General features: G+C 38.1%; 24 protein-coding genes and 1 riboswitch. Of the genes, 7 read left to right on the top strand and 17 right to left on the bottom strand.

All coding sequences use genetic code 11. From position 1 onward, the window contains the following. The first annotated feature begins 9 nt into the window (after positions 1 to 9). Positions 10 to 870, top strand: a complete 861-nt coding sequence (locus tag R8923_RS07100) for an alpha/beta hydrolase (protein ID WP_485872076.1) — start codon at positions 10 to 12, stop codon at positions 868 to 870. On the opposite strand, the gene R8923_RS07105 is transcribed toward R8923_RS07100, so the two are convergent. From R8923_RS07105 to secA2, 3 genes are all read right to left on the bottom strand, one after another. Beyond that, positions 867 to 1,220: a hypothetical protein gene (locus R8923_RS07105; RefSeq protein WP_485872077.1), complete on the bottom strand. Its 354-nt coding sequence runs from the start codon at positions 1,218 to 1,220 to the stop codon at positions 867 to 869. The two genes, R8923_RS07100 and R8923_RS07105, sit on opposite strands and share 4 nt — an antisense overlap. 78 nt (positions 1,221 to 1,298) lie before the next feature. Continuing rightward, a complete protein-coding gene (locus tag R8923_RS07110) occupies positions 1,299 to 2,465 on the bottom strand; it encodes an AI-2E family transporter (RefSeq protein WP_485872078.1) in 1,167 nt (388 codons plus the stop codon). 98 nt (positions 2,466 to 2,563) lie between these two features. Next, entirely contained in the window at positions 2,564 to 4,888 is a 2,325-nt protein-coding gene (gene secA2 / locus R8923_RS07115; protein ID WP_485872079.1) for an accessory Sec system translocase SecA2, read from the bottom strand. Positions 4,889 to 5,346: 458 nt separating this feature from the next. Here secA2 and R8923_RS07120 point away from each other — a divergent pair, with 458 nt between their 5' ends. After that, a complete protein-coding gene (locus R8923_RS07120) occupies positions 5,347 to 6,993 on the top strand; it encodes a LysM peptidoglycan-binding domain-containing protein (RefSeq protein WP_485872080.1) in 1,647 nt (548 codons plus the stop codon). 59 nt (positions 6,994 to 7,052) lie between these two features. Next, positions 7,053 to 8,237: a class I SAM-dependent rRNA methyltransferase gene (locus R8923_RS07125; RefSeq protein WP_485872081.1), complete on the top strand. Its 1,185-nt coding sequence runs from the start codon at positions 7,053 to 7,055 to the stop codon at positions 8,235 to 8,237. Positions 8,238 to 8,265: 28 nt separating this feature from the next. On the opposite strand, the gene R8923_RS07130 is transcribed toward R8923_RS07125, so the two are convergent. Beyond that, the gene (locus R8923_RS07130; protein WP_485872082.1) at positions 8,266 to 8,919 is read right to left on the bottom strand and encodes an alpha/beta hydrolase; all 654 of its coding nucleotides are present in this window, start codon (positions 8,917 to 8,919) and stop codon (positions 8,266 to 8,268) included. Positions 8,920 to 9,109: 190 nt separating this feature from the next. Here R8923_RS07130 and R8923_RS07135 point away from each other — a divergent pair, with 190 nt between their 5' ends. Beyond that, complete coding sequence (locus tag R8923_RS07135) at positions 9,110 to 9,838, top strand: threonine/serine exporter family protein (protein ID WP_485872287.1); 729 nt, start codon at positions 9,110 to 9,112, stop codon at positions 9,836 to 9,838. A gap of 12 nt (positions 9,839 to 9,850) precedes the next feature. Then, on the top strand, positions 9,851 to 10,303 hold the full coding sequence (locus tag R8923_RS07140) for a threonine/serine exporter family protein (protein WP_485872083.1): 453 nt from the start codon (positions 9,851 to 9,853) through the stop codon (positions 10,301 to 10,303). Positions 10,304 to 10,439: 136 nt separating this feature from the next. Here R8923_RS07140 and R8923_RS07145 read toward each other — a convergent pair whose 3' ends face one another. The 10 genes from R8923_RS07145 to R8923_RS07190 all read right to left on the bottom strand — a co-directional run bounded on the left by R8923_RS07145 (position 10,440) and on the right by R8923_RS07190 (position 18,328). Continuing rightward, positions 10,440 to 11,150, bottom strand: a complete 711-nt coding sequence (locus R8923_RS07145; RefSeq protein WP_485872084.1) for an ankyrin repeat domain-containing protein — start codon at positions 11,148 to 11,150, stop codon at positions 10,440 to 10,442. A gap of 15 nt (positions 11,151 to 11,165) precedes the next feature. Next, positions 11,166 to 11,852 (bottom strand): response regulator transcription factor, encoded by a 687-nt coding sequence (locus R8923_RS07150; protein ID WP_485872085.1) that lies wholly within the window; start codon positions 11,850 to 11,852, stop codon positions 11,166 to 11,168. Then, a complete protein-coding gene (locus R8923_RS07155) occupies positions 11,849 to 13,315 on the bottom strand; it encodes a sensor histidine kinase (RefSeq protein ID WP_485872086.1) in 1,467 nt (488 codons plus the stop codon). The genes R8923_RS07150 and R8923_RS07155 overlap by 4 nt, the downstream gene beginning before the upstream one ends. A gap of 113 nt (positions 13,316 to 13,428) precedes the next feature. Continuing rightward, complete coding sequence (locus tag R8923_RS07160) at positions 13,429 to 13,731, bottom strand: hypothetical protein (protein WP_485872087.1); 303 nt, start codon at positions 13,729 to 13,731, stop codon at positions 13,429 to 13,431. Between the two features lie 652 nt (positions 13,732 to 14,383). Next, entirely contained in the window at positions 14,384 to 14,710 is a 327-nt protein-coding gene (locus tag R8923_RS07165) for a hypothetical protein (protein ID WP_485872088.1), read from the bottom strand. Positions 14,711 to 14,745: 35 nt separating this feature from the next. After that, positions 14,746 to 15,372 (bottom strand): hypothetical protein, encoded by a 627-nt coding sequence (locus R8923_RS07170; protein ID WP_485872089.1) that lies wholly within the window; start codon positions 15,370 to 15,372, stop codon positions 14,746 to 14,748. Between the two features lie 262 nt (positions 15,373 to 15,634). Beyond that, positions 15,635 to 16,114 carry an immunity protein YezG family protein gene (locus R8923_RS07175; protein WP_485872090.1) on the bottom strand — a complete coding sequence of 160 codons (480 nt, stop codon included), beginning with the start codon at positions 16,112 to 16,114 and terminating at the stop codon, positions 15,635 to 15,637. A gap of 17 nt (positions 16,115 to 16,131) precedes the next feature. Further along, the gene (locus R8923_RS07180; protein WP_485872091.1) at positions 16,132 to 17,676 is read right to left on the bottom strand and encodes a DNA/RNA non-specific endonuclease; all 1,545 of its coding nucleotides are present in this window, start codon (positions 17,674 to 17,676) and stop codon (positions 16,132 to 16,134) included. Next, complete coding sequence (locus R8923_RS07185) at positions 17,673 to 18,041, bottom strand: hypothetical protein (RefSeq protein ID WP_485872092.1); 369 nt, start codon at positions 18,039 to 18,041, stop codon at positions 17,673 to 17,675. Before R8923_RS07185 ends, R8923_RS07180 begins: the two co-directional genes overlap by 4 nt. Beyond that, positions 18,041 to 18,328: a DUF3130 family protein gene (locus R8923_RS07190; RefSeq protein ID WP_485872093.1), complete on the bottom strand. Its 288-nt coding sequence runs from the start codon at positions 18,326 to 18,328 to the stop codon at positions 18,041 to 18,043. The genes R8923_RS07185 and R8923_RS07190 overlap by 1 nt, the downstream gene beginning before the upstream one ends. Before the next feature lie 164 nt (positions 18,329 to 18,492). On the opposite strand from R8923_RS07190, the gene R8923_RS07195 reads away from it, so the two are divergent. Further along, entirely contained in the window at positions 18,493 to 18,915 is a 423-nt protein-coding gene (locus tag R8923_RS07195) for a MarR family winged helix-turn-helix transcriptional regulator (protein ID WP_485872094.1), read from the top strand. 12 nt (positions 18,916 to 18,927) lie between these two features. Then, entirely contained in the window at positions 18,928 to 20,094 is a 1,167-nt protein-coding gene (locus tag R8923_RS07200; RefSeq protein ID WP_485872095.1) for an MFS transporter, read from the top strand. A gap of 104 nt (positions 20,095 to 20,198) precedes the next feature. Here the strand turns inward: R8923_RS07200 and R8923_RS07205 are convergent, their stop codons facing one another. The 3 genes from R8923_RS07205 to R8923_RS07215 form a co-directional block, all read right to left on the bottom strand. Next, positions 20,199 to 20,927 carry a GntR family transcriptional regulator gene (locus R8923_RS07205; RefSeq protein ID WP_485872096.1) on the bottom strand — a complete coding sequence of 243 codons (729 nt, stop codon included), beginning with the start codon at positions 20,925 to 20,927 and terminating at the stop codon, positions 20,199 to 20,201. Positions 20,928 to 20,978: 51 nt separating this feature from the next. After that, on the bottom strand, positions 20,979 to 22,370 hold the full coding sequence (locus R8923_RS07210) for a glycoside hydrolase family 1 protein (protein WP_485872288.1): 1,392 nt from the start codon (positions 22,368 to 22,370) through the stop codon (positions 20,979 to 20,981). Between the two features lie 1,302 nt (positions 22,371 to 23,672). Continuing rightward, the gene (locus R8923_RS07215; protein ID WP_485872097.1) at positions 23,673 to 23,981 is read right to left on the bottom strand and encodes a hypothetical protein; all 309 of its coding nucleotides are present in this window, start codon (positions 23,979 to 23,981) and stop codon (positions 23,673 to 23,675) included. 399 nt (positions 23,982 to 24,380) lie between these two features. Next, a riboswitch (purine riboswitch) is annotated at positions 24,381 to 24,482 on the top strand. Positions 24,483 to 24,513: the final 31 nt, after the last annotated feature.

Genomic DNA, 24,513 nt, shown 5'->3' on the forward strand with positions numbered 1-24,513 from the left:
GTTGTTACAGTGAATAAAAAAACTTTTACTTTTGCTGAAAAAAACGGCCTCAAATTAGCCGCTGACCTCATAATACGAGATACGCCAAGCACTAAAACAGTCATTTATTTTCACGGTGGTGGCCTATTATACGGCACAAGGAGCGACCTAGATTCTTCCTACATCCAGCAATTTTTAGACGGCGGATACAACCTTTTACTCATCGACTACCGGCTTGCGCCTGAAACAAAATTACCTGATATTTACGAAGATATTCAAGATGCTATCTTATGGTTTGAAAAAGAAGCCACAAAAACGCTCGCACTTCCAAAAAATGATTTCGCCCTGTTTGGTCGCTCAGCAGGAGCTTTTCTAGCACTCGTTGCAGCAACAGATCCCATTTTACCACATCCATTTGCAGTATTGTCATTCTACGGTTATTTTACCGCAAATGCTACTTTCTTGCACGAAGAAAATGCTTACTTTCAAACTTTCCCAAAAATTAGTGAATCGCTAAAGAAAACAATGATTCACCCTGAACAGATTGCCATAGGTCCTACTGATACTCGCTATCCACTTTATATTTATGCGAGACAAAACGGGAAATGGCAAGAGCTTGTTTTTGGAAAAAACGCTAAAAAACAAACAATTGACACATTCGACCTAGTTCCCGAGCGTGATTTTCATTTTCTACCGCCACTTTTTCTAGCCCATAGTTTTGACGACCAAGATGTACCAATTTCGGAATCTGAAACGCTTAAAAATGGCACACTTCAAAGTGAACTCTACACCGTTCACAATTTGCCACATGATTTTGATACGAACACGCCTAAAACAGATGGGCGCCTCGCGTATGACGCAGCTATTCGCTTTTTAAACTCTATCAGTTAACGTTTTTTGCGCGTATAATCTGTAAAAATATAAGCGCCAATTAACAAGCAGATGAAGCAACACACTGGACGAAAGTAAATCCCTGAAAAACTTGGTGAAAATAGCAATCCTAAAATAATACCAAACACCCATAAAATTAAAGCGATAAAAAGAAAAAAATCATTTTCTTTAGCTAGGATAATTAAAACACCCGCGATGAACATGACAATAGATAAAATGAATCCCGCCATCTTAGATAGGTTATCCGGCATGCCAAACAAACTCACTGCCGTTATATTTGTACTACTAAACCAAGATAAAAACCCTAAAATAGAAGCTTGAATTGAAATAACGCCTGCAAATATACGCAATAGTATCACCAGCCTAAAAATAAAAATTCCGTTTTCTTTTAAAATAAGGTAGACGTTTTCTGTCTACCTTATTTTAGGTTATTCGTTTTTTGTTTCAGCTTGGTCATATTCGCTTTCTGGTTGCTCACCGTAAAGTCCAGATACCCGTTTAAACCAGATGAAAATATGAGTGACAATCACTTTTAACACGGCATAACCTGGTACAGCAAAGATAACACCTAAAACGCCAAATAGTTTTCCTGCAACAAGGATAACGAATAAAATTGTAATTGGATGGACTTTGAGCGATTTCCCCATAACTTGTGGCGAAATAAATTTGCCTTCTAGAAGCTGGACGACAACCCAGACAACAATTAGTTTAAGTAAAAGCCACGGTGATGTTACCGTTGCGATAATAAGTGCTGGCGTGATAGCAATTGCTGGTCCTAAATACGGTACAATACTCGTAAATGCCGCAATAATCGCGAGCGTTAAAGCGTAAGGAAGTCCGATAATGAGGTAGCCAACGAAAAGCAGAATTCCAATACAAAAACTTACGATAATCTGGCCGCGAATGTAGGAGCTGATTTGATGGTTTGCTTCAGAGAGCACTTGTCGCGTATGTGCACGTCCATTCACCGGGAGCATTTTTAAAATGAAATCCGGCAGCCTCTTCCCGTCTTTTAACAAGTAGAAAAGAACAAGTGGTGTAGTGACAACCGCTAGGACGACTTCCGTCACCGTACCAACGATACTCCCAATACTATCAATCGCACTGTTTACAAAGCTCGTTCCCTTTTCCGAGAAGGTTTTCATAATATCGCTCATATTGTTTGAAACTCGTTCTTTTATTTGGTCAAAAAGCGAGGACTGAGTAAATTCGTTAAATTTGTCCGTAATTTGGTTCCAATATGTAGGAAATGTTTTTACCAAACTCACAATTTGATCCCGAACTGCTGGAATGATGAAGCTGAAAATAATCACAATAATACCAATTATAATCACATACAAAAGCCCAATTGCCCAACCCCGGTGCCAACCTTTTCGTTCTAAAAAGTCAATGACTGGATTGAAAAGATAGTAAGAAATACCTGCTAAAATGATGGGTGCCGCAATCGTTTCAATGATAACCATCAGCGGGTGAAAAATAAATGATATTTTCGTGAGCACGTAAATATCGAGCGCTACAAGTAAAAAAATGAGTAGCCCTAGTACAAATTTATTTTCGATAAAAAATTGTTTAAACTTGGAAAATGTTCCTTTCATCTTTTCACCTACTTTTTTTATCCATTATACTGACCTTTTGCTAAAAATTCTCGTCAAAATCTATTTTTTAAGTAAAAATCAGTCTTAAGAAGGAAACGCTAGCCCATAATTAGTCCATCTGGATCGAGTTCCAAAAGTGCATGGGCGAAAAAGAAATGGTAGTCTTCTTGGAATCGTTCGAATAGGTGCGCGCCTTCTTTTTGATACATCACAAGTGGATCAAGTTGTCCGTAAGCGCGCAAATGAATCCCTTCACGGAGTTGTACCATCTCATCTAAATGGATAACCCACATTTGATCCATCAAGTTTAAATATACCTCTTTTTCAATCATGCTAATCGTATTAACAGGAAATTTCCGACGTTGACTCCTGTGCCATTCCAAAATTTTCTCGCCCACTTCTTTTGGTTCCATTAAAGTAACCTCATCAAATGTGTACGGGAATTTAGTTCCTCCGAGTAGCTCTTTTTGCCGTTCATACAGTTCTTCTTGTTCAAGTTCGTCCTCCGCCTCCCGAAACGTTCGTTCAGCCACTTCTAACAAAATTTTTTCAGAAGAAATTTCCAATTGGTGTTGTTCTAACAAGCGGTCACGTTCTTTATAAACCATCTTGCGTTGTAAATCAATCACTTCATCGTACGACAAAAGGTCTTTTCGAAGATCATAATTAGCCCCTTCAATTCGTTTTTGTGCATCTAAAATAAAGCTATTAATTTTTGAAGAATTTACAGGTTTCCCGTCTTTTGGGTGGCGGCGTTTTAATTTCAAACGATACTTTTCCCATTTTTTACTATCAAATTGTTCTAACAAGTCGTCTTCAATGGACACCATGAACTTACTAAATCCAGGGTCTCCCCGTCTACCAGAACGCCCCATAAGCTGCAAATCAATGCGGCGACTTTCATGCCGTTCCGTGCCAATAACAGCAAGTCCGCCAAGTTTATGAACACTCGGACTCAGTTTAATATCCGTTCCGCGTCCAGCCATGTTCGTCGCAAGTGTTACCATGCCTGGTTCCCCGGCGCGCGCAATAATTTCGGCTTCTTGCGCATGATTTTTGGCATTTAACACTTGGTGCGGGATACCCGCTTTCCGTAGCAATTCGCTAATCCACTCATTGCTTTTAATTGACGATGTTCCAATTAGGGTTGGCTGACCTTTCTCATAGCGCCACGATACTTCATAAACAATCGCACGACCTTTTTCTTTTTTGGAATAAAATACATCGTCTGGCATATCTTCTCGGTTCACTCGCAAATTAGTTGGGATGACTACTACATCGAGACCGTAAATCTGCCTAAATTCCTCTTCTTCCGTTTTGGCTGTGCCAGTCATGCCAGCGATTTTTTTATACATTCTAAAGTAGTTTTGTATGGTAATGGTCGCAAGCGTTCGTGATTCCTCGTTGACCGCTACGCCTTCCTTTGCTTCAATAGCCTGATGAAGCCCGTCATTAAAACGGCGCCCTGGGAGTGCCCGTCCAGTGTGCGGGTCGACAATGAGTACTTCATCACTTAATACGACATAGTCTTTATCTTTATGCATTAAATGATGGGCGCGTAGAAGCAACATGGTAATTCGTAGTAAGGGCTGGTTTTTTGCCGCGTAAAGCGAGTCCACCTGCCAAAACATTTCAGCTTTTTCAATCCCAGCATCATTCAACCAGACAAGTCGTTTATGTTCGTCAATCTCATAGTCATCTTTTAACATTTTCGCCATCAATTCATTGGCTTTTTCATACATCGTTAAGTCTTCTTCTTTATGATCTGAAATAAGGAGTGGCGTACGTGCCTCATCAATTAAGATCGAATCAGCTTCGTCGATTAAAACAAAGTCTAGACCTGTCTGAACTTTATCTCCTAGCTGCCGCACCATATTATCGCGCAAGTAGTCAAAGCCAAATTCAGAAGCGGTGCCATAAATAACATCCGCGGTATAAATCGCTTTTTTTTGGTCCTTCTCTAACCCAGCTACATTAAGCGCAACTGAAATCCCCAAATATTCAAGTACCTGCCCAATTTCTTCGCGGTCGCGTCTTGCCAAGTATTCATTTGCGGTAATTAAATGCACCCGCCCTGAACGCAAAACTTCTATGTACATGACGAAAAGTGAAACGAGGGTTTTTCCTTCCCCCGTTTTCATTTCAGCAATTTTACCATCGCCTAAAACGAGAGCACCAATAAGCTGTACGATAACAGCTTCTAAACCTACAATTCGTTTTGCAGCTTCTCTCACAAGAGCAAAAATATTAATTTTATCCCGTAAAGTCATTTCTTGCGTTTTAAATTTATCACGCCAAATTCGCGTCTGTTCTTGCAATTCGACTTGATCCATATTGATATATAGGCCTTCTTTACGAACAATTTGTCGTGCAATTTCACGATATTCGCGTACAATTTTACGATCATCCAAATTTTGTTTCATTTTATTCCCTCCGTAAAGTTATTATACATCATTCGAGAATTTTTTTAGAACATTTTATTTTGATATAAAATGAAAAGTATTGCTACATCTTATTTTATTCCTTTACAAACAGAGAAAGCGTTTTTAGAAAATCATTCATAAAAGTGAATATTACAATTTGATTAAATTTTCCTATTGTTTTATTAAAATAGGTTTCCTTTTACGAAACTTCGCTCAACCTTTAGCAACTTTTGTTTTTCAGCCAAAAGTTCTATGGCAATACGTCAGAAGACCGAGGAATATACGTTCGCCTACGCCTTTCATTACAAGTTTATTACAACAAGCTGGTATAGTCCGATATTCCTCATTTTGAAATCTTTGGGTTGTTTGTTTTTTAGCTTCAAACTAGGTAAAATGGGTATTAATCGTATACATACAAGCTTAAACTGATTTTTTGAAAAGAGAGGGGTAATACCAATATGAAAAAAGCGACTATCGCTACTGCTACTGCGGGGATTGCCGTAACAGCTTTTGCAGCTCCGACAATCGCCTCTGCTAGCAGCGTTGTTGTGGAGTCTGGTGATACATTATGGGGAATTGCGGAAGCAAATGATACAACGGTTGATTCTTTAAAACAATTAAACAATTTAGATTCGGATAAGATTTTTCCAGGTCAAAAACTTGTAGTAAGTGAAGTAAAAGAAGAAAAATCTGAGAAATCTGTTTCTGCAACTTGGTTGAATGTTCGTAAAGGACCTGGTGTAGATAATCAAATTTTAACATCACTTAAAGGTGGTACAAAAGTTACTGTTGAATCGACTGAGGCAAATGGTTGGAATAAAATTACATTTGCTGACGGAAAAACGGGTTATGTGAATGGCAAATTCTTAGGTGAAGCAAAAGTGGCTACTCCTGCTCCTGCTCCAAAAGTTGAACAGGAAACACCTCAACCAGCTAGTGAACAAAAAGTGGTTCCTACTGCCCAAGAATCTAATCTTTCTACTTATACAGTTAAAAGCGGTGACACACTTTGGGCATTGTCTGTAAAATTCGGTACTTCTGTCCAAAATATTATGTCTTGGAATAATTTATCTTCTTCTTCAATTTACGTAGGGCAAAACTTAGCTGTACAAGAAAGTGCTGCAAAAACGGTTGCGCCAAAACAAGCGACCGCTGCACCAGCTGAAACAAGCCAAGTAGCTAAAAAAGAAACAACTGAAGCGCCTAGTGAGTCACAAGTAGCGGTACCGTCTGTTGATGTGAATGCGTCTAGCTACACGGTTAAAAGTGGCGATTCTTTAAGCAAAATTGCGAGTCTATTTAGTACTTCTGTAGCTAATTTGAAGGCTTTAAATAATCTTTCTAGCGACAATATTGTTGTTGGAGATGTTTTAAAAGTAAAAGGTGATGTGAAAGCTACTGCACCTGCTCAAACTGAAAAAGTTGAAACTCCTAAAGTAGAGGCTCCTACTCAAGAAGCAACACCTCAAGCACCTTCTATTAATACGAGTACATCGAGCTACACAGTACGTAGTGGTGACTCTTTAAGTAAAATTGCGAGTATTTTTAGTATAAGTGTTTCAAAACTAAAAGCTTTAAATGGATTAACGAGTGATAGTTTACAAGTTGGACAAGTACTTAAAGTAAAAGGTACTGTACCTACTACTAACGTATCGACACCAACAACAAACACTTCAACTAGCCAATCTACTGCAACTTCAACTGTAAATAAACCAAGCCAGTCTACAAGTAGCAGTAGTTCTAGCTATAGCGCATTAATTGCTGAAGCCCAAAAACACTTGGGTAAAAGTTATAGCTGGGGTGGAAACGGCCCTACTTCATTTGATTGCTCTGGTTATACAAAATATGTATTTTCTAAAATCGGCGTGAATTTATCACGTACATCTGGTTCGCAGTATGCACAAGCAACGAAAATTTCTGCTGCACAAGCAAAACCAGGCGATTTAGTATTCTTCGATTATGGTAGTGGTATTGCACACGTTGGGATTTATGTTGGCGGTGGTCAAATGATTAACGCACAAGATGCTGGTGTTAAATACGACAATATTTACGGAACTGGCTGGGGCAAATACCTTGTAGGTTTTGGTCGCGTCGCTAATTTCTAATTGGAACACAGTCTAAAGCTTCCTACAATGTGTAGGAAGCTTTTTTATGAGGTGACTTAATGAAAGAACTAACTTTACACGTAGCATCAAAATATGTGAAGCTCTATCAAAACGGATTTCCCCTTTTGCAACGGGAGATGATTGTTGACTGGCCAAAACAAATTACAGAAGGGCAAATTTTGCGTATTATGTCGCCAAATCAAGCGTTTCTTGGGAAGGCTTATTACGGAAAACAAAATAAGGGGGATGGCTGGATTTTCTCCCGTAAGGAAGATGAAACGCTGTCTACCGAGTTTTTCCGCTCTCTTTTACAGGAAGCGACACAAAATCGGCAGGAACTTTTTCACGATGACACCACAACAGCTTTTCGCCTTTTTAACGGAGAAGGTGATGGTCTTGGTGGCTTAACCATTGATTATTACGATGGATTTCTACTTTTGCAGTGGTATAGCGCGGGGATTTATAGCTACCAAAAAGCGCTAGTGCGCGCCGTGGCCCGCCTACCTTTTGTGAAAGGCATTTATGAGAAGAAGAGATTTTTGCGGGAGGAAAACACACACGATTTTGTGAGCGGTGAGGTGCCTGAATTTCCATTACTTGTAAAAGAAAATGGCATGAGCTACGCGACCTATTTAGATGATGGTTGGATGACAGGGATTTTCCTTGACCAGCGTAACGTCCGGCGCCGAATTATGGAAGAATTTGCGGGTCAAAAAAAAGTTTTAAATACCTTTTCTTATACGGGGGCATTTTCTGTTGCAGCCTTATACGGCGGGGCTTTGCATACAACAAGTGTTGACGTGGCTAAACGGAGCGTTGCAAAAACAAACGAGCAATTTTCTGTGAACGGTTTTAATCCAGAGGACCAATCTATTTTAGTTTGGGACGTATTCGAATACATGAAATTTGCCAAACGAAAAAATATGCAATTTGATTTAGTCATCGCTGACCCACCAAGTTTTGCACGCACGAAAAAAATCACATTTAGTGTTGCAAAAGACTACGGGACATTGATGGAAGAATTAATAAGTATTACAGCATTAAACGGTACTATTATTGCCTCGACAAATTATGCAAATTTTTCACTTAAAAAGTTTAAAGAAGTTATTTTGGATGCCTTTAAACAAAGTAAGCGTACTTTCAAAATCCGTGAAACCCACACCCTGCCAAGCGACTTTAAAGTTCATCCTAAATTTCCAGAAGGCAATTATTTAAAAGTACTGATTTTAGAACTCGATGTATAAAAATAAGTGTAGGGAACTCCCCCTACACCTATTTTTTTTGAATGTTTGATTGAACGAGCTTATCAAACCAGATTTCAAGCTCATCTTCCTCGGCTTCTTTTAAATTATGACCTGTAAAAAAGCTATGAAATTCAACGTTGTTAGAAATTGTTCTTAAGAAACGCGTTAATTCTTCTGCTTCTTCAATTGGTACTGCGATATCTTTTGTTCCGTGTGCGACAAAAAACGGTGTGTTTTTCAAAAGTAAATTTGGGGGTAAAGCTTTTGTATAGCTTAAAAAGCGTGAGCTAAGAAGTGCGGCGCCGCTTATTTTCCCACCGTATCTAAGCATTAAATCAAGTGTGACCATTGCGCCTTGGTCAAAGCCAACAAGAAATGTATCTTTTTGATTGATTGTGTCATATTTCCTCATAATTTCGTGAATAAATTGCAAGACTTCTTTTGACACTTCATGAATTTCTTTTGCACTTGGTTCACCTTCTGTTGCCATGTGATAAAAACCATAACTTGGTCCGTACTCCACTTTACCGCGAAGAGCAACAACAACGTAGCGATCCATCATAATTTCTAAAACACCTGGTACGTCCATTTCGTCTCCACCAAATCCGTGAAGGGCAAAAATGACTGGGAAAGTTTCACCCTCTTTCCTTCCAATTGGCTCATAAATATCATACGTAAACATACACATCCCCCTATATATAGCTAAACATAGCTTCAGCTTGTATAATCATACTAACTGTTTTTCTTTACCCAAAAACGCGATAGTTTATACATAAAAGACTAGAATTTCTTAGTAATCTAGGTTAGGATAAAGTACAGTGCTTATTTTTTATAAAAAGGAGGGAATTTTTTTGGAGAAAAATCGCGATTTTATGCTCGAGACTTGCCTCATGGCAGGTAAAATCATGATGGAAAGCGGTGCAGAAATTTATCGTGTGGAAGATACGATGAACCGAATTGCTGATGCTGCAAGCCAAAAAAAGGGCGTTAGTTTTGCGACGCCAACTGGAATTTTCATGTCTGTTGAAGGCGAGCATAACCTCCAGCTGCAACCAATTCCAACAAGAACAATTAATTTGGAAAAAGTTTCCTTAGTTAATGACCTCTCCCGCGAATTTGCGGCTAGTAATATTTCATTAGAAGAGCTCCATACAAGTTTAAAAAAATTAGACCACGATACACGTTTCTTCCCGCTTTGGCTACAAATTTTAGCAGCCGGCCTCGTAAGCGGTGCGCTAATGATTATTTTCGGCGGCTCATGGGTGGATTTCATTAGTACGTGTTTAATTGGCGCAATAGGATTTATCATTTTTTATTACACTGCTGAATGGTTGAAAGTAAAGTTTTTAGCGGAATTTTTCGCCTCATTTATTGTCGGTATTCTCGCTGTTTTTGTTGTACACATCCATCTTGGCGTTAATTTAGACAAAATTATTATTGGTGGTGTTATGCCGCTTGTTCCGGGTGTTCCGATTACGAATGCAGTGCGGGATTTACTCGCGGGGCATCTGCTTAGCGGGATGGCACGCGGCACAGAAGCGTTACTTACATCTGGCGCGATTGGAATCGGAATTGCGGTTGTTTTCCGCTTTTTCACGTGAGGAGGGGCTTTCATGATATGGACGATTTTGGTTCAATTTATTTTTAGTTATCTTGCTACCGTTACGTTTGCGATTATTACGAACGTCCCGAAAAAAGCGCTCAATGCATGTGGCATCACGGGAGCGCTTGGTTGGATGTTTTTCTTTAGTTTGAAAGAATTAAGTAGCGGGACCGTTATGGCTACGATTGCAGGTGCTTTTGTTGTCGCGGTGGCAAGTCATTTTTTTGCCAAATATAAACATATGCCAATTACTATTTTTAACGTTCCTGGAATTGTGCCTCTTGTACCTGGTGGTTTAGCATTTCAGGCTGTTCGAAACTTCGTTTTAGGCGAATATACCGTGGCAATTGGTTTTTCTGTGCAAGTTGCCATGGTGGCTGGTGCGATTGCAGCCGGGCTCATGCTGTCTGAAGTGTTCAATCATAGTATTCGGCGATTTAGGGAACATAAGGAGAAATTTTAAGTTCCATGTTTCATTTAGAATAAAAAGTCCGTAAATGGCATAACCTGAAATTTTTTCTAGGTCACGCTATTTACGGACTTTTATTTTAATTCTTTTATTATAAAGTCGGTCGAAATCGCAGTTAACAACCATTGAGTTAACGTAACAATGCTATCATCGCCTCATTTTGTTGCTCTTTAGCATAGTCTAGCGCGGTCATGCCATTATTATCTCGAAGTTCTTTATTTGCGCCACCGTCTAAAAGTTCAGCAACAATTTGCTGATATAGTTTAGAACCATTTGTTAACGCAACAGCTTCAATTAGCGCTGTATAACCAAAATTATTTTGATGATCAATATCCGTCGATGGGTGCGCCAAAAGGAGTTTCACATTTTCTAAATGGCCTTTTTCAGCAGCGGGAATAAGTGCATTTCCTCCGTATCGGTTGACTTTCTTCACATCTGGTGTTTTATTTTCTAGCATAAAGTTTAAAATTTCAGTTCGTCCCTGTGCCCCCGCATATAAAAACGGGCTGTCCTGAATGCCATCTTGCACGTTTATGTCCGCACCATTTTCCATTAAATAAATGGCAACTTCTGGATAATTTTTATGGGTTGCAATTAAAAGTGGGGTTTCCCCTTGCTCGTTTTGTTCATCAATCACTACGTTTTCTTGATTTTCAACAATGTTTTTCACCGCCGCTAAGTTATTAGCGCTTGCGGCTTTAAGAAGTGTACCACGTACAAATTGCGCTTTCTCTTCCATTTTTTGACCCTCCGTTTTCGTTTTTTCCGGACTTATATTCGCCTCATTTTGACAAGCAGCAAGAATTAAAATGCTAAAAAGGCTAAAAAATATTTTTTTCATAGCAATCACTACTTTCTAGGCATTAAATCGGTAGCCTGACCCCCAAATAGTCTCCAAATAGGTTGGATTTTTAGAATCAAGCTCAATTTTTTCGCGAATCCGCTTAATATGCACGACAACGGTGGAAGTATCACCAAAGGCGTCAAAACCCCAGATTTTCTCAAAAAGCGCTTCTTTATTAAAAACTTGATTTACATTTTGCATGAAAAATTTCAGTAATTCAAATTCCTTCGTCGTGAAAATAACTTCTTCTCCAGAAACATAGACTTTATGCGAGCGGCCGTCAAGTTCGATGTCGCGAATCACAATTTGATTCGCACTCTCTTTATGGTTTGTTAGGCGGGCATATCGGGCGAGATGGGATTTCACACGGGCGACTAGTTCGCTAGGGCTGAATGGTTTTGTGATGTAGTCATCTGCGCCCAGTCCAAGCGCCCTAATTTTATCAATATCTTCTTTTTTCGCGGACACCATTAAAATGGGCGTTTCAATTTTTTCGCGGAGTAATTTGCATACGTCAAATCCTGACAATTTGGGTAGCATGACATCTAAAATAATTAAATCATAATCCGCATTTAAACCTTCCTTTAAGCCCGCTTCACCGTCATAACATGTTGTCACTTCAAACTGATTAATTTCCAAATAATCTCGTTCAAGTTCGGCAATATTTTGATCATCCTCCACTAATAAGACGCGTTTCACTTTTCCTCTCCCCCTTTTTCTAACGTAAAGAACATTGTAGTTCCAACACCTTCTACGCTTTCGACCCAAATTTTGCCACCATGTTCCGCGATAATTTCCTTCGTAATCGCAAGACCTAAACCACTGCCGCCCGTCATTTGGTTACGGGATTTCTCTACGCGGTAAAAACGATCAAAAATCTTTGCCGCTTCCGCTTTAGACATACCTACCCCATTATCTTGGACAGAAATGATGACCTCCATATCTCCGGTTCGCAAGCTCAAACGGATTTCCTTGTTCGCTTTGTCCATGTAACGCGTGCTATTTTGAACGAGATTGTCGAGCACACGGCGAAGTTGAATCCGGTCCGCACGCACAAAAATATGTTCGTCTTGAAAATCACTTGTAAGTTTAATGCCTTTTTGCGCGAGTTCAATTGTATATTCATCCACAAAATGCGTCAAAAAATCATAAATTGGAATAGATTCAAACTGAAACGGTAATTTATGCATATCGAGCTTGGAAAAAATAAAGAGCTCATCAATTAAATGATTAACATGTTTTGCTTGGCTGTGAATGATACCTAAATATTGATTTTGTCGTGCAGGCGTCTTTGCCACCCCGTCTTGCAATCCTTCCACATAGCCGATAATGGATGTAATGGGCGTTTTTAAGTCATGCGAAATACTTGTAATTAGCTCTTTTCGGTTTTCCTCGTATTTTTCTTTTTCCTTGTTGGCCTCATTTAAAGCTCCCCGTAGTGACTCAAATTCGTTCGCTAAGTCGTCCACTTCCCCTTTTGCATGGCTCGAAATGACAAGCGGCTCTTCCAAGTTTCCACTCCGCATTACACTAACTTTCGCATTTAATTCCCTAAGCGGCCGAATCACCGAGCGATTAAGCGACCGATTGAACAACACGAGTAACAAAATCGCAAGAAGCAAAATCGCGCTAATTAAAATGATACCCCACTTCTGCATAAACTCGGAAAAACTGTTTTCCTGATTTAAAATCATCACACTACCTTTTTCTTGGTCTGGAAAATAGAAATCAAATTTTAAATAGCGAAACAAATTCCCTTTATTATCAATTGTTCCTTGGGTATAAATATTATCCGTATCGAACTTAGGGGCATGAACAAGAAGCGACTTCACAACTAATCCATCAGAGTGATATAAAATCGAATTTCCTCGTCGGATAACGATTTTTACCCCCTTTTTCTCATAATCCGTAATTTGATTTTTTGTATCTGTTGTGAGCAACTTTGCTGGATCCTCTTTTGCTGTATTTCGCAAAGTGATGAGCGCATCCTGCTCCAAAAATGTAATCGCTTTTTGCTCCGTTGCGGTCTTATAAAGCGTTGTCGGAACAGGCGCCTCACCCGTTATCGCATAAAAAACCAATGCGAAAATTGCCATCAGCGCGAGAATAATAACCAACAGACTTCCTAAAAAGGAAATTAAAAATCGTGAACGTATCCGCATTATCTCTCCCTACTTTACATAAAAGAACCTAATTTTATGGGCTCTAAATGATTTTCTGCTTTCATTTTACATGTCAAAAATGAACTTTTTATAAACAGGTACTGAACAATAAATTAAATCACATCAAAAATCTCGACCGAGACTTCTTCATGTTTCAAATTATCCGAAAACCAAATCGCATTCCATCTTGGCTTACTGCGTTCAAATGCCGTACGCACCTCGTAATCTTCTTTTGACGCATAATAAATGTCCAAAACAATATAAACATCATCGCCATCCGTGCGTTTAAACATCTCAATTTTTTGATTCGATACCTCCGAATGAAATTCCGGATTGCTACCAGATTCAGCAAATTTCGCCATCAATTCTGGCAAATCTTTCTCTTTTGTCCGGTAAGTAAAAACAACTTTTATCATGCTCATTCTCCTCAATTCTTCATCTATTTATAGACTAGCATAAAAAGAAAAAGGAAGACAGAATGAAGCTTTTATCTTCCTTTTTCTTAATTTTTAAATCATCGTACAACCAGCCCCACTTTGCCGGTCATATTTTAATCTCATCACTACACCCCTGAGATCATTTCCACCAAGGTAGTAAAAGCCTAAATTGCAAGTCTATCATCATTAGGCATTAAACTAAGTTCCGTTTCTCTCTCATAGCCTTCATAAATTCTGTTATTTTTCATTCACTTCATTTCAAATTTAGTTCTTGGTTTGTCCATTTCCAGGACCATAGGTACCCTTAAAATGGTTGTTCCAATCTTTTCCAGATACAGGATTCATAGCACCAAAACCTGGTTTAGGAGGGTTGGGTTGGCTTGACTAGCTTTCTCGGAGGCTAGGAATCAACTCATATGTAGAAAAAGAAACGATAACATTAAATCGCTTCTTTTTTCAACTATGAACTTTTGTATAATTAGTACTACTAGCTTTTTTAGTTATGGGCAACTTGATTAGTGAGTTTATCCTTTACTAGTCAAGGCTCTATTTTCTCGATTCTCATCGAGTGATAGAGTACCTTTTTAGTTTAAAAATATCATTTTTTGACTTTATACTTGAACAATTTCTTCTATGAAAATGCTCCTTTAACAGCATTTTTTTCATTTTCATCTAATGATTCAAATATATTAGTTATTCCTAGTTCTTTCAAGGTTGCTATTGCTACAATTCTGATACTAGTCACTATGAAGCCTTTTTGTGATGCTGGGTCTTCTCCTAGAGCTATTTTCGTTATTTTTTCAATAATATCTTTATCATCGCATATTTTTTCCTTAGCTATTTCATGTAGAGTATTATACAATACTGCATCATTGCTGTGCGATAAGTAGGACAATAAGTCTTCTTTTGAATAATTTTTACTTTTTATTTTTTTATCTATTTTATACCACGGTTCCACTAATATTCCTCCTTTTATTTCGTCATTAAATAAACTTAATACCCTAAGATTGCTTTTCTTTCACGAATATAATTTTCATATAATTGCTGAGCTAATTTTTTATTACCTGCTTGCTCAGCAATCTGTATTTCTCTCATATAAGCGTTAAATTCTGATTTCCATCTATTAATCGGTTGGTAATTATATGCATTACCAGGGAATCCATTTGCTAAATCGTCCAAATAATGTTGATTTTCATGCATAAAAGCACTATATGAAGCATCCGCATCAATATTTAATTGTGGCGGATAAAGGTCACTTTTAGGAGAATAACCCATTGTTCCGTTTGATTTTTCTACAACTTCTACTCCTTGATGTTTTAAGTCGTCTATTGAATTTTCCCATTCACTTGAATGACTATTTTTGCCAGGTCCAGTGTAATTTTTAGCTGGATCTGGCACATACTCTCCAAACTCATATAGAACTTTCCCCGAAGGTAATAATTTATCAATCGCACTTTCAACACCCCTACGTTGATTAACTGTTTTTCCTTCTGCTACATCATCCCAAAACTGGTTATATCTTTTGGCATCTGATAGGCTCATTTCACCAAATGCAGACCCACTAACCTTCCCATACGTCATACTCCCCCGAATGGCTGCGGTACTAAAACCTAAACCCATCACACTACACCCATGAGATTATTTCCACCGCTTTCCATGTCGGAGGAAATCCAACACATGCCTAAGTCCATTGGAAAACGGCATCAGTGGCTATTTTTCACTCATGCCGTTTTTATCATTCACGATTCAGCTAGCCATAAAGAATTTGGTTTCACATAACTTAGTTTATCTTGAACTCCAAATCTTTTCTACTTTATTCTCTGAATTTAGAAAAATAGTATCTTTAAATTTCTAAGTATTTTCTTTCTCATAATCTTAGTAGTTACTTTTCACTTAAATAAGAATCTAATAATTTACGTGTAAAAGTTCCTTCTTTCGGCTTAAACCCAAAACTATTGTAAGCCCAGACAACCTCTCTTTTTGCTTGTCCACCATCATCATCCAATATTTTATCATACAAAAAATCCACATTAAATTTCCCATTAGAGTTTAAAGAAAAGCTCAATTGATCCCATAGTGGTTGCTCATTTTCTTCAAAACATTTATTTATTTTCAGTAATATTGAATTAAGTTCTGTCAACAAATCATCATACATTTGTTGAGAAACCATATAACTTTCCGGTATATTGTGAGACTTTACAAATTTCTTTGAATTAATTTCTTCAAAATAAAATACAGAAGACCAACTCATTTGATTTTTCTCAACTTCACCAAGATAATATATTTGACTCCAGTCAACTGGAATCATCGAAATAATTTTTTGTGCTAGTTTATTGTAGAGTATTCCTAGTTCTTGCTCCATTATCTCAACTTCTTTCATTAGGGATTTTTAATAGATTTAATAAATTTTTCTCGATCTATCCAATATTCTACATTAAAACTGTCTGGTCTAACAGAATTTAATGTATAGTTAGGTTTAATATTTACTTCAACCTTACTACCAGATTTTAATGCATCTGACCAAGTCTTTTCCATATTGTACCATTCTCCACCAGCTCTGTTAATACCACTATTTTGTGGAATAAGGTTATCTATTTGTCCAGACCCATTAAATTGAGAAGCAATTAAGTGTCCACCATCATCAGTAGGTAATCTATCTGTTCCGCCCACTGTTCTTTGAGCATATGGATTTCTAGTGCCTTGACCTAAATTTAATTCTCCAGAGGCATTATTAATTCGTCCAACATTATCAGTTGTATATTTATATTCATTCCCATCTATATATTTTACATTAGGTTTTAAGATTTTTTTGTTACCAATTTTCCCAATATGTTCTCCGTATTCAACTGTGTTAGCTCCACCAACCTTCCCAAATGTCATATTCCCCCGAATGGCTGCGGTACTCAAACCTAACCCCATCACTACATCTGTAAGTCCGCTTTCATCCAACGTGCCTTTCACAGACTCCACATATGCTGATGCGCGGAGCGTTCCACCAGCCATACCTGTGTATTTCGTGCCGTCCATATAATAGGTGCCTTTTTTCCACGCTTGGTTGATTTTTTGGTTTAAATCCTCATTTGTGATAATTTGGTAGTCGCTTGGATCTAAGTATTTCCCGGTTTTCTCTAAGTATTTTTTTAGTTTCGGGTCACTCACGCCAACTCCGTTTTGTTCAAGCAGCCACATCACTTGCGGTTTTCCGTGAGCATCATAATACACCACTGCCAAAACTTGATACGCTTTTAGCGCTTTTTCTAGTTTTGGGTCTACGCCGCGAATGGCATCAAGTCGTTTTTTCAACCCTTCTATCGACTGGGTATAGCCTTTTGGATATGTATAGCTTCCTGTTTGGGCGTTAAATTGGACGTCCTGCAAGAGTTGCCGCATCGTTCTTTGTGCGGTCATCACAAGACCTAAAAGTTCTTGGAAAAAGTGGGTATGACTTTGCTCAAATTGTAAATAGTTCTCCAAAATTTTTTCTTCTTCCACCGCGTTAACTAGGTCTAGCCGTAACTGTTGGACGCGTCCTTCCTGAGAAGCGCCTGTTTGTGCCGTAAGAGACCGCTTCAAATCTTCTTGTTTTCGGCGGATACTTCGCGCTTTCTCGGCAGCTATGCCTAGTAATTCTGCATCGACTCTGGCGTTTCTAGAGTCATCTACTTGGGCACTAAAGTCATTCAAATAGCGTTCCAAAAGGGCTTCACTCGTATCTAAAATGTCAAGTAAACTTCCCCCTACCGTCTGGTAGGTTTCGCGAAAATACTGCTGGGAAGCTTGAATAGCTTGTCCGTCTAAAAAGTAGTCGCCTGAATACCGCAAGGCACTTGCTTGTACCGCTTGAATACGGGCACGCATGGTTGCATTTGCTTGTTGTAACGCTTGTTGAAAGGCACGTACTTCGGCAATATCTATTCGGCTCATGAGGACAACTCCTTTCGAAGTTTGGCCTGCGCCGCTTCTAGCTCTCGTAAAGTCTGTTTAGAAGCCGTTATTTGGTTTGTAACATCCGTGGTTTCTCTCTCAATCCCTTGCCGCCAGTCCCGTTGTTCCTCGTACTGCATCTCTTCGGTATACAAATGGAAACCCGTAGCGCGCTCCCCTTGCCAAGCCTCACGCAGAAGTTCACGCAGTTCCTCTTGTTCCTGCTTGACGCGCACATGGTCTTCTTCCAGCCATTCCAATTGGTTTTGTTGATTTTGAAGGGTATGTAAAACATTTTCCATGTCGCTTTCTTGCTTTCGTAAATCCAGTAGGGCTTGTGTGTTTCGCTCGCTTTTCGCATCCATCAGCGCAGCCCCATTCCTTCGATGGCTTGTCCTACCGCTCGATCTTGTTTTACGAACGCTTCGCCCATGTTCTCTAAACGTGCCGCATCTTTGTCCGCGAGCTCGGAAAACTGGTGCATCATCTCAATTGATTCCATGATCGCGGTTCGGAAATCATTGATGGAGTTGGCATAGGAATAGCTCATATTTCCTGAACCCCACGGATGATAAGGTGCCCCTCCGCTTGCCTCCCGTAGCTCGCTGGCATGGGCGCGCAATTCGCTTTCGCTAATTTGAATTTTAATCATCTGCATCACCTCTTTGTTGACTTATGTATCCTTTTTTAGTATAGCATATAAGTCATTAGAACGGGATGCACACACGGGGAAACTTGACTTTTCACGGTTATTTCTTATATAATTGTTACAACAATGATTGTTATGACAATTATATGGAGATTGGAGTGTTTACTTTGCGCGAGGAATTTGATGATCTTACTTTTCATACAACAGTGATGGCTAAAAACATGCATTTATACTTAACTAGAAACTTGTCAGAATTTAACGTTACGCCTGAACAATGGTCTGTTTTAAACGTGATTCAGCAGAAACAGCCACTATCACAAAAAGAGTTAGCTCTACTTGTTCAAAAGGATACGCCAACTGTTAACCGTATCATCGATGTATTAGTAAGAAAAGAACTTGTGACAAGCCAAACTAGTTCAGAGGATCGTCGGAAGACACATATTAATTTAACAGAAAAAGGGGAATTTGAAGCAAATCAATTACGATATGTTGTGGAAGATACTTGTAAAACTATATTTCGTCATATCAACTCAGATGATTTGAAACTATGGCAAAAAATTATGCTTCAAATCAATCAAAACTTAAAGTAAGAAGGGATTATTTTGGATAAAAGCAACAAATTATGGACAAAAGATTATATATTTCTACTAATAGGAAGTCTATTCCTATATATTGGCTTTATGGTTTTTATGCCCACATTGCCAGCTCGAATTATTGAACTTGGCGGCTCCGAAGTTTCTGCAAGTCTCTCCGTAGGACTTTTCTCTATTGTCGCACTTTTCACACGTGCTATTTCAGGAAGTTGGAATGACCGTGTCGGGTCAAAAATTTTAATTTTAATTGGCATATTTGTTTTAATTGTATCGACTTTTAGTTTTTATTTTTCATCTATGGTAGTTCTAATTTTAATGATTCGGCTTTTACAAGGAGCTGGCTGGGGAATTAGTACAACCTCTATTGCTACTGGCGTTTCGTCTTTAGTTCCGCCAAGGAGAATAGGAGAAGGAATTGGGTTTTATGGCTTAACTACAGCACTAGGAATGTCTGTTGCTCCGATTCTAGCTATTATCATTATCAATCAATTTGATTTTAATTTTTTAATTACTTTTGCCTTAATATTTTTATGCGCAAATTTGATACTACTTTCACAAATTCATTTAAAAAAGAATAACATCATTTCTAAAACAAAATCTTCATTTATTGAAAAATCCGCTCTACTCCCAGCCTTTTTATGTTTCCTCCTTGCTATCCCTCTTGGTGGCATTCAAACTTTCATGATGGTATATGGAAGTGAAATTCATGTTTCCAATACTTGGATTTATTTTTTAGGCCAAGCCATTACAATTCTAATCAGTCGTTTTTTCGCTGGGCGGCTTTATGATGTGAAAGGGCATAAATTCGTTATTATTCCTGGTGTTTTAGCTATGATAGTAGGATTAATTTTTCTTTCATTTGCATGGAATGCTTTTTCACTTTTTGTCGCCGCATTAGTTTTCGGACTAGGTTACGGCATGACACAGCCTGCTTTACAAGCGCTAGCCGTCGAACGTGCCGCACCGGACAAAATTGGTGCAGCAAACGGAACTTTTCTCTCAGGAATGGACTTGGGGATGGCTACCGGTAGCTTCGGATTGAGTATCATCGCTACTTTCAGCAATTACTCCGTCATGTACTTGTCTTCTATCGTTGCCCTATTTGTTTTAGGCGTAGTTTACTGGTTTACTATTAATAAGAACTCTTCTTCTGGGGCTAAAATAGGCGAGTCTTGATTTTTTTATTTCCCGCAGCAGCAATTTAGTATTCCTTAATTCATTGTGTGCCCGTAAAACAAACCGCCCCCAAAATTTTATTTTGGGGGCGGTTTTAAATTTTTCTATCTCCGCGAAATATTCACTGTTGTAAACACAAATTTGTCATAGCGGTGTCTTGAAATAGAGTATTCAAACGCGACACCATTATTTAAATAGACCGTTTGCTCGACGTCCATCACAGGATCGTCTTGTTGGCATTTTAAATATTTATGATCCAGTTCATTTGATTTATCCGCACGAATTTGTTTGTAGGAACTCGCGATTTTATGGTTTAGCTTATCTTGAATGTAACTGTAAATGGAGCCTTCTAAAATTTCTTTTGTTAAACCGGGCACAATTTGCACGGGCATAAATGTGTGTTCAATGACATAGGGCTCGGAAGCGACACTTCTAACGCGTAAGATTTCATAAACTGGCGTTTCTTTTTCCACATGAAGTTTTTCGGCGATTTTATCATCTGGGAAAATAACTTCAAAGCGGAGGATGACGGTATCGACTTTTTCACCGTTCACGAGTTTTGTAAAGCCGTTCACTTCTTGACTTTGAATGTGTAAACGCTCGGCATCAAGTGCAGATTTAATGATAAATGTCCCGTGTCCTCGCTTTCTATAAAGCAGACCTTCGAGCACCAAAACTTCAAGCGCTTTTTTCATTGTCATTCGGCTACAATCAAATTCCTTTGCGAGCGTCATTTCATCTGGAATGGGCTTATCAAGCGGGTACTCTTGATTTTTGATGCGGGTTCTTATTTCTTCTGCGATAAAGCTATATTTTGTTTGGTTTCCTGCCATTTCAGACACCTCATTTTGAGACTTTTTTCATCATTTTACCATGAAATGAAATTAAGCTTCAAATCCGTTTTCAGAAGCAAGCGTTTTATACCATTTACCAGATGCTTTTATTGTCCGTTTGTAATTGTCATCTAGATTCACTTCGACTAATCCATAACGGTTCTTATACGCATTTGCCCAGCTCCAGCAGTCCATAAATGTCCATAGGTGATAGCCTAAACAATTGGAGCCTTCGGAAATCGCTTTATGAAGCCATTTTAAATGTGACTGGATGAATTCAATTCGGTACGTATCCTGAATGTAGCCTTCAGCGTTACGATACCGGTCTTCGCCTTCAACACCCATCCCATTTTCCGAAATAAAGAAAGGAATGTTGTTGTAGTTATCACGAATGTTGATGGCAATATCGTAAATGGCTTGCTCATAAATTTCCCAGCCGCGGTACGGGTTCATTTTGCGGTAAGGCATTTCGTAATTGTCAAACAGATGTTCCGGGACAAAAGGTGCATCAGGATGTGGCATATATTCTTTCGCTTTTACTCTGCGCGGTTGGTAATAATTGACGCCTAAAATATCGATAATGTTTTCCTTGATGGTAGTTAAGTCTTCTTCTGTGTAATCTGGTAAGAAATCTTTCTCACGAAGTAACTCGACTAGGTCTTTCGGGAATTCGCCAAGTGTAACTGGATCAAGGAAACTGCGATTAAAAATCAAATCTGCCAAGTGAGCTGCACGAAGATCCGCTTCATTTTGACTACGCGGATAAGACGGCGTCAAGTTTAAAATAATGCCGATTTTTCCGTCCTGCTTTAATCCGTGATAAGCTTTGACGGCTTTTGCATGTGCGAGCGTTGTGCCAAAGCCTACTTGCACGGCACGTTTGAAGTCCACAACGTTTGGATAATGCATATCATATAAATAGCCAGCTTCAACAGGCACGATTGGCTCGTTAAATGTGAACCAATGTTTTACGCGGTCGCCAAAAAGCTTAAAGCAAGTTTCTGCAAAAGTGGCATATGCGTCAATAACTTCACGTGATTCAAAACCGCCCTTTTCTTGCATTGACATCGGCATATCGAAGTGATATAGGTTCATAAATGGTGTCACACCTTGTGCAATCATTTCATCGATAACTCGATTATAAAAATCAACTGCTTTTGGATTCACTTCGCCAATACCATCTGGAATAAGACGCGACCACTGAATCGATGTACGGAATGAATTGTGTCCCGTTTCTTTCATAAGTGCGATATCTTCTTTATATTGGTAATAAAAGTTAGAAGTGTTAGCTGGGCCTACGCCGTTAAAAAAGCGTCCTGGTTCTTTACTATACCAGTAATCCCAAATGCTCGGCTTACGACCATCCACATCTGCCGCACCTTCAGTTTGCGGGCCAGATGCCGCACTACCCCACCAAAAATTTTCAGGAAATGTATATTTCATTTTGAAATCCTCCAGTTCATTTTTTCTTTTATTATACATGATTTCCGTAAAAGTATAAACTAATTTATTTAAAAGTTTATATAAAATCGTTTTTGGAAACTCTTCTCCCTCTTTTCTTGCGAATATAGCAGTTCCTTCCTCCAACTGATTAGATTCGAAATTATTAGCTGGCTCTTGGTTTTTGCTAACTTTTTTCTTAACAGTGTCTACTTGATTAGTGGCATCTGAACTCTTAGTTGGCTCATTCGTCACCACATATACAGTATCCTGAACTTTGACCATAGCGACAAAATTGTTTTTATTGCTGAAATACTGATAGGTCACTATTATGAGAATAACTAGCAAAATTCCTGATATGGATATTAAAAATGGTTTTTTCTTCATTTTAATCACCACTTTCATTGAATTTATTTCTAGGATATGTTTTGATGATTTTTGGTTACTTGAGAACAATAATTTTATCAATATCGTTGTTGTTCCTGTGTAGGCTTCGACAATGTTCTTTTCTTCACGTAATTTCATTTGAATCTTTGAATTGATTTTTTATTACTCAAATTTACTTTGTCATTAACTTGATATATAGTAATTATTTGTCGGTATAGCACTAATTGTCCAACTGTTATCGACCTTCTATGTTAAAATTTTTGATTAACAGCCCATTTCACCGACTTTATCATAATCCTCATTTTGAAATAGATAAACTTTTCTCTTCTTATATTATTTATACAAGTGGACAGAATAATCAAACTAGTCGTGGATACTAACAAAAAAATTTCCATATTTGAACTCTGTTCTATGGACAGGATTCAAAATCAACATGGGAAATAAGCAAAAATCCTGGAATAGGTATTTTTTAAATGCCTATTCCAGGATTTTCGCTTATTTATTTAATTGAATTTTTTCTATATAGACTATAATAGCTTGTCTCAAAGTCACTTTTTAACTAGCTTTTTAACTATTTTAACCACAATGTAGACAACTGCTGCTATGATAGCCAATAATAAAACTGCACCTACTATACTAAAGTTTCCCAAATAATCACCTCTTATACACCATATAAATTAAAGGTTCCAGACTTTGTAGTTACATCTACATATGTAGTTGTATAAGTGTAGGTAACAAGCAGTGCGGAGTACTTACGTTTTTGGTCTAAATAATTCGATGTAGCTTTTGCCTTATTAGTTGTACTCGTTAACGAAGACTTATGAACTAAGCCTATATATGTTCCACTGTTTCCTATCAAACCATATGTGTTTTGTGTAACCACAGACTTTATTTTTAATACTTTGGAACTCCCACTATTTATTTTAGCAGATGTCTTCCAGAATACCATTGATCTCCCGGATTTATAGAGTTCAAATGACTTGTAATAGTTCCAGAAAAAGTAACTTTAACACCTAATGAAGTTTTTGATTTATTGAACGATTTGCTATTTGTACCTTTGTAAAAGTTAATCCCCTTTAATAATGGTCTCCCGTTACTAGCTTTTGGTTCTAGATTTACTACTTTAGTATCTTGATTCCCATAATGTACAACAAATTCTGCGTCTTCATTCGAAAATGGGACACTTTCACTATACTTTTCGGAAATACCATTAAATCTCTCTTCCACTTGTTCCTCTGATAAGTTTTTATTCACCTCATAAAATATTTCCTTTGTCTGAGGTAGATTTGTGTTCTCACTTGCTTTAACAGAAAGTGGCATTAGAAAAAGAACTAGTAATAACCCTCCAATATTGTCGCTTAGTTAAAATTGACATTCCTATCTCTCCCTTTTGTAATTTAATTATGCTACAAAATAATAATATCATGAAACTTTATCACAAAGTCAAAAATACCCTGAAATGCTGGATTTTTGTCGTGAATAGCCAAAATCGGATTTTTATTCCATTTTTAGAGCACTTTAAAGAATTATCTGTATTTTTATGCTCCGTCATTTCTTTTGGTTAAAAAGATACGAAAACTACATTCTTCAGCCTTCTTAAAATTAATATTTACAAAACCCCTTTTTTCCTCTAAAATAAAAAGATATCGTATATGTCCGAAAATAGGGTTCGGATGTTTCTACCGGGTTACCGTAAATGACCCGACTACGAGCGGAATGAATACATAGGAAGTTTTCCCGTATTTTTTTAGCTCGCCCT

This window comes from Listeria tempestatis (assembly GCF_963575625.1).
Classification (GTDB): Bacteria; Bacillota; Bacilli; order Lactobacillales; family Listeriaceae; genus Listeria; species Listeria tempestatis.